Source organism: Flavobacterium hibernum, from assembly GCF_000832125.1.
GTDB lineage: Bacteria > Bacteroidota > Bacteroidia > Flavobacteriales > Flavobacteriaceae > Flavobacterium > Flavobacterium hibernum.
The window spans coordinates 103,548-123,850 of record NZ_JPRK01000002.1 but is presented as its reverse complement, the minus strand read 5'-3'; the positions used below and the strand labels follow the sequence as shown (position 1 = coordinate 123,850).

Below are 20,303 nucleotides of genomic sequence, written 5' to 3'. Positions count from 1 at the left end.
TCAAAATCAGCAAAGCAAGGAATTTTGGCAAAAGCTTATCTTCAAAAATGGTTTGCGCATTTTTGTCATCCCGAGGACACGAGCGTTAGCGAATTGGCGAAGCAATCTCCACAAGAAACTCCTCAAAATAAGTTACCAATCTTTGTCGAGCTACTCACGGAGATCCCTCGTTCCTCGGGATGACAATATTGTGGTTATTATATGTGACTATTTTTTAGATCTTCATCAAAAGCTCCTTGTACTTTTGATTTAAAGCTCTGTTCTAATATATTATAATAACGGATTACATTAATCTATTTTGTATACGCTACAGCGTGTTGTTTACTGCTTCCTAAACCATCCATTCCTAATTCGACTACGTCTCCTGCTTTTAAGTAAATTGGTTCTGGCTTAATTCCTAAACCTACACCCGGAGGAGTTCCTGTACTAATGATATCACCAGGAAGTAATGTCATGAACTGGCTTAAATAATGCACTAAAAATGGAATTTTAAATACCAAGTTTGAGGTGTTACTGTTTTGGAATTTTTTTCCGTTTACAGTTAACCACATTGGTATATTATTTACATCTTCAATTTCGTCCTGAGTTGCTAAAAAAGGTCCAAGTGGAGCAAATGTGTCGCTTCCTTTTCCTTTTGCCCATTGTCCGCCACGCTCGATCTGAAAAGCTCTTTCACTGTAATCGTTAAGTAAAGCGTAACCTGCAACATAATCTAATGCCTCGGCTTCTTCGACATAGCTTGCTTTTTTCCCTACTACAAAAGCCAACTCAATTTCCCAGTCTGTTTTTTCACTGTTTTTTGGAATAATCAAATTATCATTAGGTCCACATAAAGATGTAGTTGACTTAAAAAAGATAATTGGCTCCGCCGGAATTGGCGCATTGGTTTCTAAACAATGATCTACATAATTTAATCCAATACAAATTATTTTTGAAGGTCTTGCCACCGGAGAACCTAAACGTACATTAACATCAACTTCTGGTAATTCTGGATTACTTTCTAATGCTTTTTTTAATTTCTCTAATCCGTTTTCTTCAAAAAAAGCTTCATTGTAATCTGTAACAATTGATGATACATCAAATCTTTTTTCGTCAATTAAAATACCTGGTTTTTCTTTACCAGCTTCTCCAAATCGTATTAGTTTCATTTTATTCTTATTTAATATATTATACTTCGTCTTATTTTTTCAAACAATAATTATTATTGCTTATTCAATTACATAAATCATTGCACTTCTTGCTCCATGCGCTCCAATTACTAATGATTGTTCTATGTCGGCTGTTTTGGATGGCCCTGCTATAAAAGTACCAAATCCTTCTTTTGACACGTCTAATTTTTCGTAGGCCTGATGCAAAGTATTTACTATATTCTTTTTCTCGATTACTAAAACCAAATGCTGACAAATAAAGGGAACAAGCCTGTTTATCATTTGACTTTCGTAAACCCAAATCGCACCATTCTCGGCTACTCCAATTGTGCCTTTTATATAAGCTTTTTCTACTTTTTCTAATTCAGATGCCGATAAAAAAGCAACTTGTTCATCGACTTCACCAAGTGCAGAAATTGTATTTACTACAAAACTCCCATTCTCTTTCTCAGCGGTTAATTGTTCTTTTAGCGCTGTAATATCTGTAATCAATTCGGTTTTTCCACCAATACTTTCCAAAACCGTTTTAAACTGCGCGTACACATCATCATACTGAATTACAACGCTGCTATCAATAACAGGAATCTCTATAAATTCAGGCTGATTCATTGTTATGGCATTCAATATGTTTTCTCTTGCACTCATTTTTTTATTCTCTTATTTTTAATTTTGGCTTTTCTTATTTTTTAAATACCAATCTCTAAAAGATTCTTTTGGAGGAGTTGGCATTTCTCTTTGTTTGAACCAAATATTAAATCTATTATTGACCATAAAGGGAAATAGCTGCATACTCTTTCTTCCCATTTTACCCATCAAACGATAGATTTTAGGATTCGAGAACAAGAAATCCATTCCTTTCATGCTAATTTTTTTACTTCCTGCAACATAACCTTCTGAGACAATTACTTGTCTCCATTTCCACAATTGTTCGTGAATATTGATTTTTACCGGACATACGTTCGTGCAACTTCCGCATAAGGTTGATGCAAAAGGCAAATCGGCATTGGCTTTCATATCTAAATTTGGATTCAGAATAGAGCCAATTGGGCCAGCAACTGCTGTGTGATAACTATGTCCGCCACTTCTGCGATATACTGGACAAGTGTTGAAACATGCGGCACAGCGAATGCATTTTAAGGAGTTTCTAAAATCTTCTCTTGCCAATTGTTTACTGCGACCATTATCTACAATAACAATGTGCATTTCCTGATTGGGTCTTGGTTTATGAAAATGACTTGAATAGGTTGTAATTGGCTGTCCTGTGGCACTTCTGGCTAATAATCTCAAAAATACTGATAGATGCTCTGCTTTTGGAATTAATTTCTCAAAACCCATACACGCAATATGAACAGGTGCGGTATGTGCTCCCATGTCGGCATTTCCTTCATTGGTACAAACTACAAAGCCTCCTGTTTCTGCAATAGCAAAATTAACTCCGGTAATTGCTAAATCTGATTCTACAAACTTATTGCGCAAGTGTTGTCTCGCTGCCTCAGTTAAATATTGCGGATCATTGTTTCCTTTTTGGGTTTGTAAATGCTCATGAAAAGTAGCACTTACATCTTCTTTTTTTAAGTGAATTGCAGGCAGTACAATATGACTTGGCGGTTCTTTCCTAAATTGAACAATACGTTCTCCAAGATCAGTATCAACTACTTCTATTCCGTTATGCTGTAAATATTCATTCAAATGACATTCTTCGGTAAGCATGCTCTTGCTTTTCACAATTTTCTGTATACCGTGTTTTTTGATGATTTTATGAACAATTTCATTGTGTTCTTTGGCATCTGATGCCCAATGAACTGTTATGCCGTTAGCTGTGGCTTTTGCTTCAAATTCTTTTAAATAATTGGCAAGGTTAGAAAGTGTCGCATTTTTAATCTGCGATCCCCACTCTCTTAATTGTTCCCATTCTGGTAAACCATGCGCTGCCTTGTCCCTTTTTTCACGAACAAACCACAAGGTTTCGTCGTGCCAATTGGTTCTAGGCTCGTCTGCTATAAACTTTTCCGCTAATGCAGCATGTTTTACCGTCATACTTTTTTATTTATTCTGTATATTACTTGTCGCTCAGGTGTTATTTGAATTACCTCCAGTTTTAACTGGAGGCGAAAAAATGGTAATCGATTCAGGCTTTAGCCAAACTTATTCATTTTGGCTAAAGCCCAAATCTAAATTTTATCTTTTACATCCAGCTAAAGCTAGATGCTATTCATTAACACACATAAACATAGATTTTAAAATTTCATAAAGACGTTTCATTCATTCAAAAGAATCATGAGGTTGCTATCCTAAAAAAAATATGTTTCTCTTGAATTTCATTTCCACGGCTTCAACCTATGTTTTTATGTGTATTTTTTTATAAAAAACCATTCAATATTTCAGCAATATGAATTGTTTTTGTTTTACTGCCTTGTCGCTTTAATATTCCTTCTAAATGCATCAAACAACTGGTATCGCCCCCGGTAATATAATCTACCTGATTATCTTCGTGTTCTTTTACTCTGTCTTTGCCCATTTTTACGCTTACTGCTTCTTCAAATACACAAAAAGTACCTCCAAAACCACAACATTCGTCATTTCGTTTTGGCTTACTTAACGTAATATCCTTCACCATTTTTAGTAATTGTTCTGGTTTCGAAAATTCAGGTAAAACTCTTTCTGTCATTGACGAAAGATGTAATCCTCTTTGTCCGTGACAGCTATTGTGCAATCCTACTTTAAAAGGAAAATTAGCATCAATACTTTCTACTTTTAAAACATCTGCTAAAAACTCTGTAAGTTCATAAACGGAGTTACGAATCTGTAAGGCTTCTTGCGGATTTTCGTCATCATGTAAATGTTCTTTTACGTGCAAAACGCAACTTCCGGATGGAGCTACTATATAATCGAATCCTGCAAAATTTTTAACGAAATTTTTATCGCAGCCTTTGCTTAAACTGGCAAAACCACTATTGGCCATTGGCTGACCGCAACAGGTTTGTTCTAAAGGAAAAGCAACATCACACCCCAGCTTTTCTAATAATTGCAGCGTAGCAATACCCACATTGGGGTAAAACTGATCTATATAGCAGGGTATGAATAAGGCAACTTTCATTCTACTTTAATTATTTAGTTTTATAAAACCTCCGTCTATAGGATAATCGCAACCGGTAACAAAACCAGATTCATCGCTGCATAAAAACAAAGCTAAAGCTGCAACTTCATCTGGTTTTGCCATACGTCCGATAGGCTGTGATTTTGATAATTTTTCGAACATTTCTGCTTCTTGACCCGGATAATTTTTGGCAATAAATCCGTCTACAAATGGCGTATGTACACGTGCCGGAGAAATTGAATTACAACGAATATTCTCGCTCATATAATCTCTCGCAATTGATAAGGTCATTGCCATTACAGCACCTTTGGCTGTAGAATATGCAAATCGATCTGAGATTCCTACCCACGCTGCAATCGATGCCATGTTTACAATTACACCTCCACCAGAACTTCTAAATTGTGGTATTGAAGCATGCAAACAATTGTATACACCTTTTACATTCACACTCATTACTCTGTCAAAATCAGCTTCGGGTGTCGTATCTACTTTACCTACGTGAGCGATTCCGGCATTGTTTACCAAAATATTGATGTTTCCGATTTTCTCGAATGTTGCGGTTACTTCTTGTTGGTTGGCAACATTACAAGCATGCGAAAATACTTTTCCTCCATTTGCTTTTATTTCATCAACAGCGCTTTTAGCACTTTCTTCTGTTAATTCGACAATATGAACTTCGGCTCCTTGTTTTGCAAATAAAACCGAAATTGCTTTTCCTATTCCGCTTCCGCCACCAGTAACAACTGCTTTTTTGTTTTGTAATGAAAACATATAATTTAATATTTGATTCGTTGGGTTTAATTAATTTAACACATAGAAACATAGATTTTTAATAACCATTTGTCAGGCTGAGCGAAGTCGTTGTCAGGCTGAGCGAAGTCGAAGCCCACGTACCAATTGGAACGCCCTTCTCCCGAAGCCTCGGGATCGCTCAGGGTGACAATTCATAAAGCCAATTATATAAAGAAATGTATTTCTTTTTAAATTCTTTCTTTACAGCTAAAATCTATGTTTTTATGTGTTAGATATTTTTTTGAATTATTACCAAACGTTTTAGTTTATACTTTATTTATTCAATCTCTAACCTTAAAAATTTCATCTTTACAATGATACTCCTCGTTTCCACGGAATAAAATCGTCTTGATTTAATAGTACTGCTTTTGGAATAATTTCACCGCTGGCTGCTTTGATACAATATTCTAATATATCTTCGCCCATTTCTTCAATGGTTTTTTCGCCACTAATAATTGGACCGCAATCAATATCTATTATGTCGCTCATTTTTTTGGCTAAAACCGAATTTGTGGCAACTTTGATTACGGGACAAACAGGGTTTCCTGTTGGTGTTCCTAATCCTGTTGTAAACAATATTAGTGTGGCTCCAGATGCTGCTTTTCCTGTTGTGGCTTCTACATCGTTTCCTGGTGTACAAACTAAACTTAAACCTGCTTTTGTAGCTTGTTCTGTATAATCGAGTACATCTATAACTGGTGCTGTTCCTCCTTTTTTGGCTGCACCGGCACTTTTTATTGCATCGGTTATTAAGCCATCTTTAATGTTTCCAGGTGATGGATTCATATGAAATCCTGAACCCACTTTATGCGCCAATGCATCATATGATTGCATTAAATCAATGAACTTTTTGGCTGTTTCTTCGGATGTACAACGATCAATAAGATTTTGTTCGACGCCGCACAATTCCGGAAATTCTGCCAGTAATACTTTACCTCCTAAAGCGACCAATAAATCTGATGTATAACCAACTGCGGGATTTGCCGAAACTCCGCTAAAACCATCACTTCCTCCACATTTAACTCCTAAACATAATTCGCTTAATGGTGCCGGAGTTCGTTCTTGTTTGTTTATTTCGATTAATCCTTCGAATGTTTTTTTAATGGCATCCGCAATTAATTGTTCTTCGCTTTTTGATTGTTGTTGTTCAAAAATATACAACGGTTTATCAAAAGATGGGTTTTGTTTTTTGACGTCGTTTGTAAAATCCTGTACTTGCAAATGCTGACATCCTAAACTAAGCACGGTTATTCCTGCTACATTTGGATGGTTTGCATACGATGCTAGTAAAGCACTTAATGTAGCCGAATCTTGGCGTGTACCTCCGCAACCTCCTTGATGATTTAAAAATTTTATACCGTCTACATTCTTAAAAACTTTGTTTGTATAAGGCTCTGGAGTTAATTGAACGTCTATTGAGTCCAAACTTTTTCCATTTTGATAAGCTTCAAGTAAAGCGTGGGTGTATTGTGTATATTTATCGGTCACGGAATATCCTAACTCGTTGTGTAAAGCTTCGCGTATGACATCCAGATTTCTGTTTTCGCAAAATACTGTTGGTACAAATAACCAATAATTGGCAGTTCCTACACGACCGTCATTTCTTTTATATCCGTTAAAAGTTCTGCCTTTGTACTTGGAAACATCTGGTGCCTGCCATTCAAAATCTACATGACGATATTTATAAGGTTCTGCTGCATGTTTAAGATTTTCGGTCGTCATTAAACTTCCTTTTGCAACATCACATTGTACTTTTCCAACCAAAACGCCGTACATAATAATTTCATCTCCTGCTTTCAAATTGGTTGTATAAAATTTATGCTTTGCCTTGATATTGTCTTGTAGTATATAAGTTTCATTTTCAAAAACTACACTTTCTCCTTTAGACAAATCTGTTAAAGCCACCAGTACATTATCATCTGGGTGCATTTTTATTACCAATCTTTTACTTCCGTTTTCTAACATATTATATAAATAGAATTTATGCTTTATTTGTTTTATGTCCGTTAAATGCAAACAATAGAATTACTGAGAAACAGGTTAACGGAACTACGTAACCGTACTGAATACTTCCTGTAATATCTGAAATCAATCCTAAAACCGGAGGAAGCAATGCCCCGCCAACAATTGACATTACGATTAATGAAGAACCAATTTTTGTGTTGTGTCCAAGTCCATCAATTCCCATTGAAAAAATGGTTGGGAACATGATACTCATAAAAAAGGCTATTGCGATTAAAGTATATACTACAATCATTCCTGTTCCTACTATGGCCAGAATTGATAGACAAATATTAATTATGGCATAAATGATTAATAATTTTCTAGGCTGAATGTATTGCATAAAGAATGTTCCTGCAAAACGCCCCAGCATAAATGCTAATCCAAAAAAGCCCAAATATTTGGCTGCAACACCTTCTTCAAGACCTGCCGAAGTGGTTGCCATTTTAATAAAGAAACTTGCAACGCAAACTTGTGCTCCCACATAAAAAAACTGTGCTAATATTCCCCAACGCAAACGCATTGATTTTAAAGCTCCAACAAAACTTGCGCCATCTGCTCCTTCTTTATCTTCGTCTTTTACATCGGGCATATTGGTAAAATAAAACAACACTGCTACTGCCAAAATAATTAGTCCTAAAACTAAATACGGCATTTTTACACTTGCAGCTTCTTCTAAAACATAAGCGTGTAATTCTGCCGGTGCCATAGCATCCATTTGGGTTTGTGTTAGATTTTTTCCTGATAAAATCATTGGACCAATATAAGCCGGAGCAATAAAAGCGGCCAATCCGTTAAATGATTGTGAGAAATTTAATCTTTTGGTTGCTGTTTCTGCCGGACCTAATATGGTTACATACGGGTTTGCTGCTGTTTCTAAAAATGTAAGTCCGCAGGCAATAACAAATAAAGCTCCCAAGAAGTAAATATACTGTAGTGAATTTGCGGCCGGAACAAATAAAATGGAACCAATACCAAATAGTATTAACCCAATCATTATGCCTGATTTGTAACCGTATTTTCGCATAATATATCCCGCAGGCAATGCCATAACGAAATAGGCTATAAATACAGATGAATCTATTAAAGATGATTCTAAATCTGTAAGATTAAATGCTTTTCGTAAATGTGGAATTAGTATTGGATCTAGATTGTGTACAAATCCCCAGAAAAAGAATAAACTGGTAACTAATATAAAAGGAAAAAGCCATTTCTTATTTTCTTTTGTACCAGTCTCTTTTTGAACATCCAACTGCGTTATTAATGCCATATGCTTTTTATTAAAATTATACTTTTTTGCGATTATAAAAATATAATACTTAAAGTATAATTATTAATTCAATATTACCCTTGTTTAATTATTAATTGTCTATTATGATAATTTTAAACAAAAAAAAGGTGGATTTAAAAAGAATGTGGAAAGTATTGGTTTACAACTGATCCGTCTTCAAACAGATCTATAATTGCATAACCGGGCGGTGTTTGTTTGTAATAGGTTTTTCCTGCTGAGTCTTTATCGCCAGGTTCCCACCAAAAACCGCTCAAAGCACCATTACAATAATAATGCACATTGTTGTAAATGGCTTCATCCTTTAAATGAATGTGTCCGCTTAAACAGGTTATTTTTTTGTCTTTGTGTTTATAAAAAAGATCGCTGATGTATTTAGAATCGGTATGGTTTCCTCCATCAACATGTGTGCATACCGCAAGAATAGGATAATGGCTCATGCAAACAACTGGCATACCTACAGGAATACTTTGTAAATCTTTCTCTAGCCATAAACGCTGCTCATCGTCTAATGAACCTCCGCCATTATTGCTGTCTAAAATTACAAAGTGCCATCCTTTTTTATCAAAACTATAATAGCGGTTTGGAATTCCTAATTGCTTTACAACATAATCTTTCCCATACATTTTGTCTTGCTTGTTTGGGGCAGCCCACCACATATCATGATTTCCGAGGCAACTGTGCATTTCAAAACCACTGATTCCTTTGGTTGTATCATTCCAAATTTTCCACAATTCATTTACTCTTTCGCGAGTAATATTATCATAATCTGCTGCAAAAATGGAATCTCCACCATTGAGAAAAAAATCGACTTTGTGTTTCTTGATTTCTTCTAAGCATTTCTCAAAACGGTCTGGTGCATTTTCTTCTGGTCGAATATGTACATCGGTAATATGTGCAATGCGTAAAACTCTTTTGGATTTAGTGCTTTTTTCTGCTGCAGAAATAATAGAAGTCGAACCAGTCAAAGCTACAGTACCCGCTGTTAATCCAATGTATTTTAATAAATCTCTTCTTTTCATTTTGTAGTTTGTGTGTTATAATTTCTCTCGCAGATCTAGCAGATTGAGCAGATTTTATTTTAAAATCTATTTTTTTTGCATGATTAAATAGCCTCCTGTTTTAACTGGAGGAATAAATTGGCAGCAAAAAGGGCTTTAGCCAAACTCTTAAATTTTGGCTAAAGCCCTAAATATCATTTTTACTATTAACATCCAGCTGAAGCTGGACGCTATTCATACACATAGCAACCTATGTATACTTTAAAAAAGTGAAACGCCTTTTTAAAGAACTGCAAGTCTATGTTTCTATGTGTTAAAATTATTTACACCTAGCGATTCAATATTTATTTGACTGAATAAGGTCTGTCTTTTGCAGCAACTCCCCAAGTTTTAGAAGGCTTATCTCCCATTGTAAAAATTAATTCGCCACCTTTCATAATGTCCGAATGAAGAATATAACTCTGTGTATAAGACTTTCCGTTTAAAGTCGCTTTTTGAATATAAATATTCTTTGTACTGTTGTTTAAAGCTTTTACAGTAAAGCTTTTACCATCGGCTAAATTTAATGTGGATTGATCCATACTCGGGCTTCCAAAAACATAAATTCCGTTGAATGGATTTACAGAATACATTCCCATTGCACTCCAAATATACCAAGCTGACATTTGTCCAACATCTTCATTTCCGCACAATCCATCATGTTTATCGCTGTATAAATTATCCAAAATGTAACGTACTTTCTCTGCTGTTTTCCAAGGTTGTCCTACGAAATTATACAAATATGTAATGTGATGGCTCGGCTCGTTTCCGTGTGCATATTGACCAATTAAACCTGTGATATCACTTGAAGCTTCCGCTCCCATATCGCCAGTAATTTTAAACAAAGTATCAAGCTTTTTTGTAAATGGTTTTTCTCCACCAAGCATTGCAATAAGTCCTTCAACATCCTGAGGTACTAACCACGTATATTGCCATGCATTTCCTTCAGAGAAATCGCCTTTTTCATGTATTGACTTAAAGGGATCGAATGGTGTTCTCCATTCTGTATCGCTTAATTTTGCGCGTACAAAACCAACTGAAGGATCGTAATATTTTTTATAAGCTTTTGAACGGTTAAAGAAGTAATTATAGTCTTCTGTCTTTCCCATTTTTTTTGCCATCATCGCAATCGCGCCATCAGAAATTGCATATTCCATACCATAAGATACTGATTCTCTTAAACTATCTCCCGGAATATACCCTAACTTTTTTACAAAATTAACCCCGCGATCGTCCTGCATTGCAGTTGCTTTTACCGCTTCAAAAGCCAATTCTCCGTCAATTCCTTTGATACCTTTTAAATACGCATCGGCAACAATTTGAATGGCGCTGTTTCCTGGCATACAATAGGTTTCGTTCCCCATTAAATGCCAAACTGGAAGATGTCCTGTTTCTTTATAAATTGCCAACATGGAATTAACAATATCCGAAACTTTATCTGTTTGTGTTAAAGTAAGCAAAGGGTTTGCTCCTCTGTAAGTATCCCACAACGAAAATGTGGTTAAATTGGTAAATCCTGCCGCTCTATGCACTTGTTTGTCTGAACCGTAATAATCGCCATTGCTGTCGTTATATATCGAAGGCGCAATCATGGTGTGATATAATGCGGTGTAGAAAGTTCTCATTTTGGCAATATCATTTGATTTTACCTGTATTTTATTTAGCTCTTTGTTCCATTTTTCATCTGCTTGAGTGGCAACTTTTTCAAAGTTCCAGCCTGAAATTTCTTTCTTAATATTCATTAAAGCGTTTTCTGTACTTACTGTCGAAATTCCCACTTTAATTTTAATCACTTCATCTTTTAAAGTCGAAAACTGAAGTACTGCTTTGGCACTATCTCCCAAAACCACTTTATTGATCATCTCTCTTGTATTATTGTACAATTGGATTTTTTTAGCCGGTTTTGATAAAATTGCGGCAAAATAAATACGTTGATCTGCCGCCCAACCTTTAGAGAAACGATATCCCTCGATCAAAGTATCATTTTTTACTTTGATATAAGTATCTACTGCTTTGTCCCAACCAATTCCTTCAACCAAATCTAAAATGATGTGTGATTTGTCTGAAGCAGGAAAAGTATACTTTTGAAAACCAACTCTTTCCGAAGCTGTCATTTCGGCTTTGATTCCGTTTTTCTTTAAAATAACTGAGTAGTAACCCGGTTTTGCCACCTCATCTTTATGATCGAAACCTGAAATATAACCGTTATCCATGTCTTTGGCAGTTCCTTTTTTTAAGTTGATTTTACCAACAGCAGGCATAAAAAGTAAATCTCCAAGATCTCCAATTCCGGTTCCGCTTAAATGCGTGTGCGAAAATCCGATAATTGTTGGATCAGAATAATGATACCCTGAACACCAATCCCAACCTTGCGAGATATTGACTGGTCCTAACTGAACTGCTCCAAAAGGAACATTTGCCCCCATAAAAACGTGTCCGTGAAATCCTGTTCCAATAAACGGATCTACATATTGCGTTAAATTTTGTTTATTAGTCTGCCCTTGCACTTGCAGGCAGCAAACGCCTAAAATTGCAAAAAATGTTGATTTTAAATTTTTATTCATATTTTTTTTAATTTGATATATAAATCTGTCGTAACATCTGATTTTTTTTCCGCCACGAATTACACGAATTTTCACGAATTTTTAGCAGAGCAAACCTGAGCTTATTTACTCTATAATCTTTACTCTTGCTTCTATAATCTTTCTTCTCCCTACTTCACAATTTCAAAACTCGTCTCCAACATTGCATCTCTCGAATTCGAGCCAATTTTTACGTTATATTTTCCTTCGTAGATTTTGAATTGTTTTTTTGTATCGTCCCATTTTTGAAGTTCTTGCAACGGAATTTCTAATGTAACAATTTGAGATTTTCCTTTAGTAATTGATGATCTTTTAAAAGCTTTTAATTCTTTCAATGGCATTCTATCTACATTTGGATATTCTATATATACTTGAGAAACTTCATCGGCATCATAATTTCCTGTGTTATCAATTTTGATTTGCATCGAAATTTTATCTGATGTTGTTTTTGTATTCTCTGGTTTCTGAATCCAATTGTATCCAAAAGTGGTATAGCTTAGTCCAAATCCAAATGGATATTGCACTTCTTTATCAAAATAACGGTAGGTTCTGCCTGCCATTGCATAGCTGTTGTAATCAGGTAAATCGCTGAATGATTTGTAAAAACTAACAGGTAAATGTCCTGATGGAGAAACTTTCCCGAAAAGAAGATTTGCCAAAGCAGTTCCGCCTTGTTCGCCAGGATACCAAGCAAAAACGATTGCATCGACATAAGGCTCAATTGCCGAAATATCAACTGCGCTTCCGCCTGTTACTACTGCTACAAGTGGCGATTTCGTTCCTTTACGAAGTGCTTTTATGTATGCGATATGCGAAGCCGGTAAATCCATGTTTTTTCTATCGCCTTTTCCATCGGCAAGAAAAGCATCGCCTTCTTCACCTTCATAAACTGGTGTAAAACCAATTACAGCAATCGTCAAATCAGCCATAGAAGCTGCCCAAACTCCACCGAAATTTTTGGTATCGGTAAAATCGCAACCCATATCATATTCTACACGGGTATCAGGATCTACAGCTCCTGCAATTCCTTCTACAAAATTTACGGCTTTATCTGTGATTCCGTGATAATTACCCAATAAAGCATCTAGTGCAGCTGCATTTGGCCCAACTACAACCATCGATTTATAATCTTCTTTTTTCAGCGGAAGCAGTTTTGTTTTTTTATCTCCTACTTCGCCATTTTTTAATAGAACCATACTTTGTTCTGCCATTTTTCGGCTTAGATTTCTGTGATACGTATTTGCAATACTGTCTATACCATATTTTCGATACGGATTATCTTCGGCTTTGTCGTAAAATCCTAATTTGAATTGTGTACGCAAGGTTGGCGCAAGGGCGTTATCAATATCTTTTTGGGTAATTAGTTTTTGATTCAAGGCGTTGATCGCATCTTTTTGCAACAATCCGCTGCAATCCATATTTACTCCGGCTTTAATTGCTTCGGCAGCAACGGTTACACTGTTTGGCAAGGTTTTATGACTTTCGTAAATATCTTGAAGCGCCCAACAATCAGTAACAACGTGACCACCAAATTTCCACTCGTTGCGCAAAATGTCTTTTAATAATGTTTTACCTGTACAGCAAGGTTCTGAATTTACACGATTATAAGCGCACATTACGGTTTCTACTTTGGCATCGACTAATTTTTTGAAAGCATATAAATAAGTTTCTCTCAAATCTTTTTCATCTACAATAACATCAATTGAATGTCTGTTTTTTTCAGGGCCGCTGTGTACCGCAAAATGTTTGGCGCAAGCTGCCGCTTTCATGTATTTTGGGTCTGTTCCCTGCAAACCTTTTACATAAGCAGTTCCCATTTTTCCGGTCAAGAATGGATCTTCGCCATAGGTTTCTTGTCCTCTTCCCCAACGCGGATCTCTGAAAATATTAATGTTTGGTGACCAGAAATTCAGTCCCATATATTGCAAACGACGATCTTTGGCTACAGCCATATTATTTTTGGCTCTGGCTTCGGTCGAAATTGCATTTGCTACTTCATTTAATAAATTATCATTAAAAGAAGCTGCCATTCCTAAAGCTTGCGGAAAAACGGTTGCTTTTCCAGCTCTTGCTACTCCGTGCAGCGATTCGTTCCACCAATTGTACTGCGGAATATCTAATCGTTTTACGGCTTTGCTTTCAAATCCTAATAAAGAGATTTTCTCTTCAATAGTTAATTGTTTCAGTAAATCGTCGACTCTTTTATCTATCGATAAATTTTGATTTTTATAGGGATATGTTTTTTGCTGTGCAGAAGTAATTCCAATACAGAAACAAAAAAACAGTACAAATCGGTGATTTCTTAAACAATTCATTATTGAGATTTTTAATTTTATTAGTGTGTTTCTTTTTTACTAAATCGTTTTATCAATTCAAGCAAGTGGCTGTAAAATTCGGTTATACCAATTGTTTAAAAAAACTATAACTTACTTTGATTCAAATAATAAACATTCTTCGCTGTTGCTTAATTTGAAATATTTCAGAAATTTAAAGATATAATATCTTTTTGATTAAATAATACTCCGATTTTATCTAAATTTAGATTGCAATTGCCCTTACTTTATGTTAAAAAATAAAAAAGAGATATCTCTTACGAAATATCTCACTTAAATAAATGCAATACTAAATTGAAGTTATATAATCTAACGCTACAAAAAAGGTGAAGTTGATAATTTTCTTATCTGCTTCACCTTTCTGTAGAATTTTTTATTTAGTAAGATTTTCGAACATAATAATTGCGGTGTACAAAACTCCTGCCTCCCCTCTAAAAGTTCCTGATCCTCTTGGCTCATTTTTTATCGAATACCATTCGTAGAAACCATTATTGTCTTTTACGCGTTTTAGCATTGGTTGTACTTCTCTGTAAGCTTCTTCGACATATCCGTATTTAATTAATTGTTGTATTGTTCTTGCGCCAAACCAAGTCCAGTCGCCACCATTTTGATAACTGTAAACCGGATTCATAATTTTATTTGCAAAAAATCCGTTTGGATAAGGCGGATAAAGTGTTAAACCAATAGAGGGTGCTCCTGCTTCTTTTACTCTTTTTACCATTTCGTCAAGCGACGCTTTTACCTCGGCTTTGCTTAATAATCCAGCTTCCATTGCTACAGTTGTTCCTCCAAAATAGTAAATATTATTTTCGTCGAAATCTGCTGGAAAAGGGGAACCATTTAAATACAAATGCGGAATGTATTTTTGCTTTTTGGTGTCCCAAAGGTAAGTTCTGGTATTTTTAGTGACGTCTGCTTTAATTTTTTCCCATTTTGTTTTTGTTGATGGAATTATTTCCATCAAGTTATTTAACGCGACAATAAACATGGCATTATCATAAATATCGCAAGCCATATGTGTGTTTCCGTCAAGATCAACTCCATAACCATCTTCTGGCTGTACATCGCCCCAATCTGCTGTTGTTGCGCCTGTAATTAAGCCATATTTTGTTGTGTAGCGGTTTTTCATTAAAAAATCCATTGCCCATTCTAATCTTTTTGCAACGGTTTTATCTCCAACTTTTTCGGTTAGGATCGATTTATCGCCTGTTAGTTTTATGTATTTATAAACGGCTTGTACCAATGAGGTTTCCTGATCTGTTTCAACTGTATTTTTATGAGCGGCGTATCTTGGTTCTAATTTCGAGTATGAGAAATCTGTTTCCCCCGCTCCAATTTGCTCTTTGGGTGTATAACCGTCGATGATGTTTCCGTCGTCGCCCTGCATTCTAAAAAACACTAAAAGATTCTCTTTAATATCTTCTTTTTTAGAAACTTGTGCTGCTAATTCTATAAAGGTATTGTAATCTCTAATCCAAACTTCACGGTAACCGTCGCCAGCATTTACACCGGTTTTCATCACTTCTAAAGCTTTCTTTTTAACGAAAGGCATATAGGAATCACTTTTGATTTTTTCAGATAACTGTTTGTCAATCGGAGTTTTTGGTTGTGCTGTAAGCGTCAGTATAAAAGCAAGTGCCGCTGCTGATGAAAGTATTTTTTTCATGTTTATTTAAATTGGAATTATTGTTTGTTGTTTTTAGTTCATGGTTTGTTGTTGTTGATGTTAACCACATAGTGTGATAGCTATCGAGATTGTAAATAATGAGTACAAAAAGAAATACATATTTATTACATAATTGGATTTGTGAATTGTCACCCTGAGCGAAGTCGAAGGGCGTTCCAATTGGCACGCGGGCTTCGACTCCGCTCAGCCTGACAAATGATTATCAAAAAAAAAGTCTCTATGTGTTAAAAAAAAATCTCCATTAAAATGTTTTAAAAACTTATTCACTTGTACTCATTGATGGCGGTGGTGTTTTTACTCCCCATTTAATATTTGGTTGTGCTCCCATTTCAAAAAATAAGGTTCCGCCGTCTGTTAGTTTTTTGCGATCAATCCATGCATTTTCAATTTTTTCTCCGTTGAAAGATGCTGATTGTATATACTTGTTTTTCTTCGAATTATTTTTGGTCTCGATTACCAGTTCTTCCCCTTTGTAATACTTTGGGTCGAGTTTGATGGTTACTTTATCAAATAAAGGACTCCCGAATTGAAAAGTAGGATTCATTACGGCATGTCCCTGCACATCAAACAATCCTATTGAGGCCATTACAAACCAAGCTCCTAATTGTCCTTGATCTTCGTCTTGTCCAAATCCGTAACCGTGAAGCGGTTCTGCTCCATAGAATTCTTCGCAAATGGCACGCGACCATTTTTGCGTAAGCCAGGGTTTCCCCGAATAGTTAAATAGAAATGAATGGTGCAAACAAGGCTGATTTCCGTGATTGTAAAGCATTTCTAATCCTGAGAAACTATCAATTCCGTTTCCACCGCCAAAAGTCGATTTTTGACTTTCGTTGAATGTGGTTTCTAAACGTTTATTGAATAACTCTAAACCTAAAATTTTAATTAATCCGGCAGGATCTTGCGGTACATACCATGTATATTGATAGGCATTTGCTTCTTGAAATCCTCTCCAAGCCTGCATTGGATTAAAATTCTCAATGAATTTTCCGTTTTCATATCTCGGACGAATGAATTTGGTTTCGGGATCAAAAATGTTCTTCCAGTTTCCGGCTTGCTTCGTTAGTTTTTTATAATCTTCGGTCTTGCCTAAAGCTTTTGCAAATTGAGAAACTCCGTAAGAAGTATAGGAAAATTCTAAAGTATGCGATGCGCCAAAATTAAATACCCAGCCATTTGCAAGTGTGGTATCTTTTGCCGGAATATATCCATCTTTTACAAAATAAGCCAAGTCGTATTTTCCGGAACCAAACGGACGTTTGCTGTAACCTGTTTCGTTTTTATAGGCAATTTTATAAGCTTCTTCTACATCAAAATCTCGAATACCGCTATTGTAAGCTGCCGCAATCATCAAACCAAAACAGTTTGTTTGTACACCATTAGCATGTGCTCCGGCTGCAATTCCGTCGTGTAACCAACCTGTTTCTTTTGCAAAATCAATATTAGATTGCAGGTATTCGCTCAAATAATCCGGATAGGCCAATGCCCAAAGTTGCCCTAAATTCCAGAATCCGCCCCAAATTCCGTCTGTATTGTAATGATTGTATTTTGGTTTTCCATTTCCGTCAAGCGGAATTTTTCCAATTTTACCGTCATGTCTCGGATAACTTCCGTTGGCATCACTTGCTAATCCGCGTCCTAAGAGAGCGTGATATAAACCTGTGTAGAATTTTACTTTATTGATACTATCTTTAGTTTCTACTTTAATTCTTCCTAACTTTTCATTCCATTTTTCATGAGCTGTTGCTTTTACGGCATCAAAAGTTTGTCCTGTCGCTTCGGCTTTTAAATTCAATTTTGCATTTTCGATACTTGTGTACGAAAGTCCCACTTGCATTTCGACAACTTCTCCTTTTTTGGTGGCGAAATTGATGTACATTCCGTTTCCAATTCCTTTAGTTTCTGCCTGACCGTTAAAGGTTTTGTTTTCTACAAATGAACCGTAGGATTGTGGCGTTTTATTTAGCTGAATTGCAAAATACATTTTCACTCGCTTTTCCGGATCACAGAATTTTAAATATTCCGGAAATGTTTCGATTGTTCCTTCTAAAGTATTTTTTCCGGAAAGTTTCATCGTGGCTTCGGTAACGCCACTGCTTTCGCCTTGACGATGTCCAATATCAAAAATAATTCTCGATGCTGTAGATTCCGGAAAGGTATAACGATGAAAACCTACTCTTTCTGTAGCTGTCAGCTCTGCTTTTATTCCATATTCTTTTAAGAAAACGGAGTAATATCCAGGTTCTGCGTGTTCGTCTTTTTTATCAAATGTTGATCTATAGCCGGTTTCTGGTTTTTCTAAAGTTCCGGGAGTAGTTTGCAATTTTCCTGTTACGGGCATTGCCACTAATCCGCCAATTTGAAATTCATGAAAATGTCCAAAACCCTCAATCGAGTTATGTCGATCGTCGTAACCGCAAGGCGCCCAGCTTCCGCCACTTCCGTAGGCATTGGTATGCGGGGCCAATTTTGCCATTCCAAAAGGCAAAGATGCAGGCGTATAAAAAAACCAACGTCCGTGTACTGAACCTATTTGCGGATCGACCCAAGCAGTTGCATTAAAATCATCTTTTTTCTTTGAACAGGAAAAAAGCAAAATAATCATGGCAAACTGTAGTATTGTCTTTGAAATTGTTTTCATATTTATTCGCTTATTTTTATTGCCTTGTAATTAAAACTTCTTTACTGGATTTAAGCAAAGCCGAAAGATTTGTTACAACATCTGGATGTTGAGAGGCGAGGTTATTTTTTTCTCCTTTATCTTTACTTAAATCATACAACTGAGGTAAAGGATTGTTGCCTAATTCAATATTTACATCCAGATCAATACGAGGTCCTTTTGAGGATTCGATATATTTCCACTTTCCTTGAATGATAGACAATGAACTACCTTGCTCGATCAAATAAGATCGATCTTTATTTGATTTTCCTGTTAGTTGTGCCAGCATATCGAAACTATCCGGAGCATCGTCATTTTGCAATGGTTGTGCTGTAAGTTTTGCTAAAGATGAAAATAGATCTATATGACTTAGTAATACGTCTGTCTTTTTGTTGGGCTGTATATTTTTTAGCCATTTTACGATGAATGGAACTGTAGTTCCTGCTTCAAAAGAACTGTATTTTCCTCCGCGTAATGCTCCTGCTGGTTTATGATTGCCCAACATTTCAACCGCTTTATCCATATAACCATCATTTACCACAGGCCCGTTATCACTGCTAAAAATTATCAGAGTATTTTGAGTAAGTTTCAGACTGTCTAATGCTTTTACTATTTCGCCTACTGTCCAATCCAACTGTAAAATTGCATCACCTCTAAGTCCCATTCCGCTTTTGCCTCGAAACATACTATGCGGATAACGAGGTACATGTATATCGCCTGTTGCGAAATACAGGAAAAATGGATTTGAAGTATTTTTCGACATGAAACTAATGGCTTTTTTGGTAATATCGCCTGCTATATCAGCATCTTTCCAGTATGCGCTATGACCACCGCTCATATATCCAATTCGGCTAATGCTGTCTACGATTGTTTCATTATGTCCTTGCCCCGGATAAGGTTTCATTCGCAATTGTTCAGGGTTTTCTTTACCCGTTGGGTCATTACCTACTTTCTCTTTGTAACTTACAGTTATTGGATCTTTGGGGTCAAGGTTTAATACTCTTCCGTTTTCTACATAAACGCATGGAACTCTATCTAAAGTAGCAGGCATTATAAACGAATAATCGAATCCAACTTCTTTTGGTCCGGGTTTAATTTCAGTATTCCAATCAATACCATTCGTACCCAATCCCAGATGCCATTTGCCAATTACAGCTGTGGTATAACCCGCCTTTTGCAACATCGAAGGAAGAGTCGCTTTATTGGTTGGGATAATTAACGAAGCATCACCAGGCGCTATTCCGGTTCCGTTTTGTTTCCACGGATATTTGCCCGTAAGCAATCCGTATCTTGAAGGTGTGCAAGTTGCAGAAGTCGAATGTGCATTAGAAAATTGCAATCCTTGCTTTGCCAATTTATCAATATTTGGAGTACTAATTTTCGACATGCCGTAACAACTTAAATCGCCATAACCTAAATCGTCTGCATAAATTATAATGATATTGGGCTTTTGCTGCGCCCAAATTGTAAGGTTAAAAACGAAAAGGATTAATAATAGTAAGTTCTTTTTCATAATATTTTAAAATATAAAATGAGGTTGCAAAAAGTCAATTATGGGCTTAATCTTTTGGATGTATTCAGTTTAAACATCTATACATTTAAATTGCCTCCAGTTTTAACTGCAGGGTTAAATTGATTATAGATCTTGGCTTTAGCCGAACTTATGCTTTTTGGCT

13 protein-coding genes are annotated in these 20,303 nt (G+C 35.9%); all 13 read right to left on the bottom strand.

Features of this window, described 5'->3' with window-relative positions; genetic code table 11:
- Window positions 1–293 precede the first annotated feature (293 nt).
- A complete protein-coding gene (locus IW18_RS00550; RefSeq protein WP_041515634.1) occupies window positions 294–1,148 on the bottom strand; it encodes a fumarylacetoacetate hydrolase family protein in 855 nt (284 codons plus the stop codon).
- Between the two features lie 60 nt (window positions 1,149–1,208).
- On the bottom strand, window positions 1,209–1,793 hold the full coding sequence (locus IW18_RS00545; RefSeq protein WP_041515633.1) for a LutC/YkgG family protein: 585 nt from the start codon (window positions 1,791–1,793) through the stop codon (window positions 1,209–1,211).
- A gap of 18 nt (window positions 1,794–1,811) precedes the next feature.
- Window positions 1,812–3,185 carry a lactate utilization protein B gene (locus tag IW18_RS00540; protein ID WP_041515632.1) on the bottom strand — a complete coding sequence of 458 codons (1,374 nt, stop codon included), beginning with the start codon at window positions 3,183–3,185 and terminating at the stop codon, window positions 1,812–1,814.
- 322 nt (window positions 3,186–3,507) lie between these two features.
- Window positions 3,508–4,245: a (Fe-S)-binding protein gene (locus tag IW18_RS00535; protein ID WP_041515631.1), complete on the bottom strand. Its 738-nt coding sequence runs from the start codon at window positions 4,243–4,245 to the stop codon at window positions 3,508–3,510.
- 6 nt (window positions 4,246–4,251) lie between these two features.
- Entirely contained in the window at window positions 4,252–5,016 is a 765-nt protein-coding gene (locus IW18_RS00530; protein WP_041515630.1) for an SDR family NAD(P)-dependent oxidoreductase, read from the bottom strand.
- A gap of 330 nt (window positions 5,017–5,346) precedes the next feature.
- Window positions 5,347–7,002, bottom strand: a complete 1,656-nt coding sequence (locus tag IW18_RS00525; protein WP_041515629.1) for a UxaA family hydrolase — start codon at window positions 7,000–7,002, stop codon at window positions 5,347–5,349.
- Window positions 7,003–7,018: 16 nt separating this feature from the next.
- Window positions 7,019–8,308 carry an L-fucose:H+ symporter permease gene (gene fucP / locus IW18_RS00520; RefSeq protein ID WP_084607879.1) on the bottom strand — a complete coding sequence of 430 codons (1,290 nt, stop codon included), beginning with the start codon at window positions 8,306–8,308 and terminating at the stop codon, window positions 7,019–7,021.
- A gap of 134 nt (window positions 8,309–8,442) precedes the next feature.
- Window positions 8,443–9,348 carry a metallophosphoesterase family protein gene (locus IW18_RS00515; protein ID WP_041515628.1) on the bottom strand — a complete coding sequence of 302 codons (906 nt, stop codon included), beginning with the start codon at window positions 9,346–9,348 and terminating at the stop codon, window positions 8,443–8,445.
- 323 nt (window positions 9,349–9,671) lie between these two features.
- Complete coding sequence (locus tag IW18_RS00510) at window positions 9,672–11,930, bottom strand: GH92 family glycosyl hydrolase (protein ID WP_052480050.1); 2,259 nt, start codon at window positions 11,928–11,930, stop codon at window positions 9,672–9,674.
- A gap of 149 nt (window positions 11,931–12,079) precedes the next feature.
- Complete coding sequence (locus IW18_RS00505) at window positions 12,080–14,263, bottom strand: glycoside hydrolase family 3 N-terminal domain-containing protein (protein WP_052480024.1); 2,184 nt, start codon at window positions 14,261–14,263, stop codon at window positions 12,080–12,082.
- Window positions 14,264–14,654: 391 nt separating this feature from the next.
- A complete protein-coding gene (locus tag IW18_RS00500; protein ID WP_041515627.1) occupies window positions 14,655–15,947 on the bottom strand; it encodes a GH36-type glycosyl hydrolase domain-containing protein in 1,293 nt (430 codons plus the stop codon).
- 280 nt (window positions 15,948–16,227) lie between these two features.
- Window positions 16,228–18,609, bottom strand: coding sequence for a GH92 family glycosyl hydrolase (locus tag IW18_RS00495; RefSeq protein ID WP_041515626.1), 2,382 nt, complete (start codon window positions 18,607–18,609; stop codon window positions 16,228–16,230).
- 16 nt (window positions 18,610–18,625) lie between these two features.
- A complete protein-coding gene (locus IW18_RS00490) occupies window positions 18,626–20,140 on the bottom strand; it encodes a sulfatase family protein (RefSeq protein ID WP_041515625.1) in 1,515 nt (504 codons plus the stop codon).
- Window positions 20,141–20,303 lie beyond the last annotated feature (163 nt).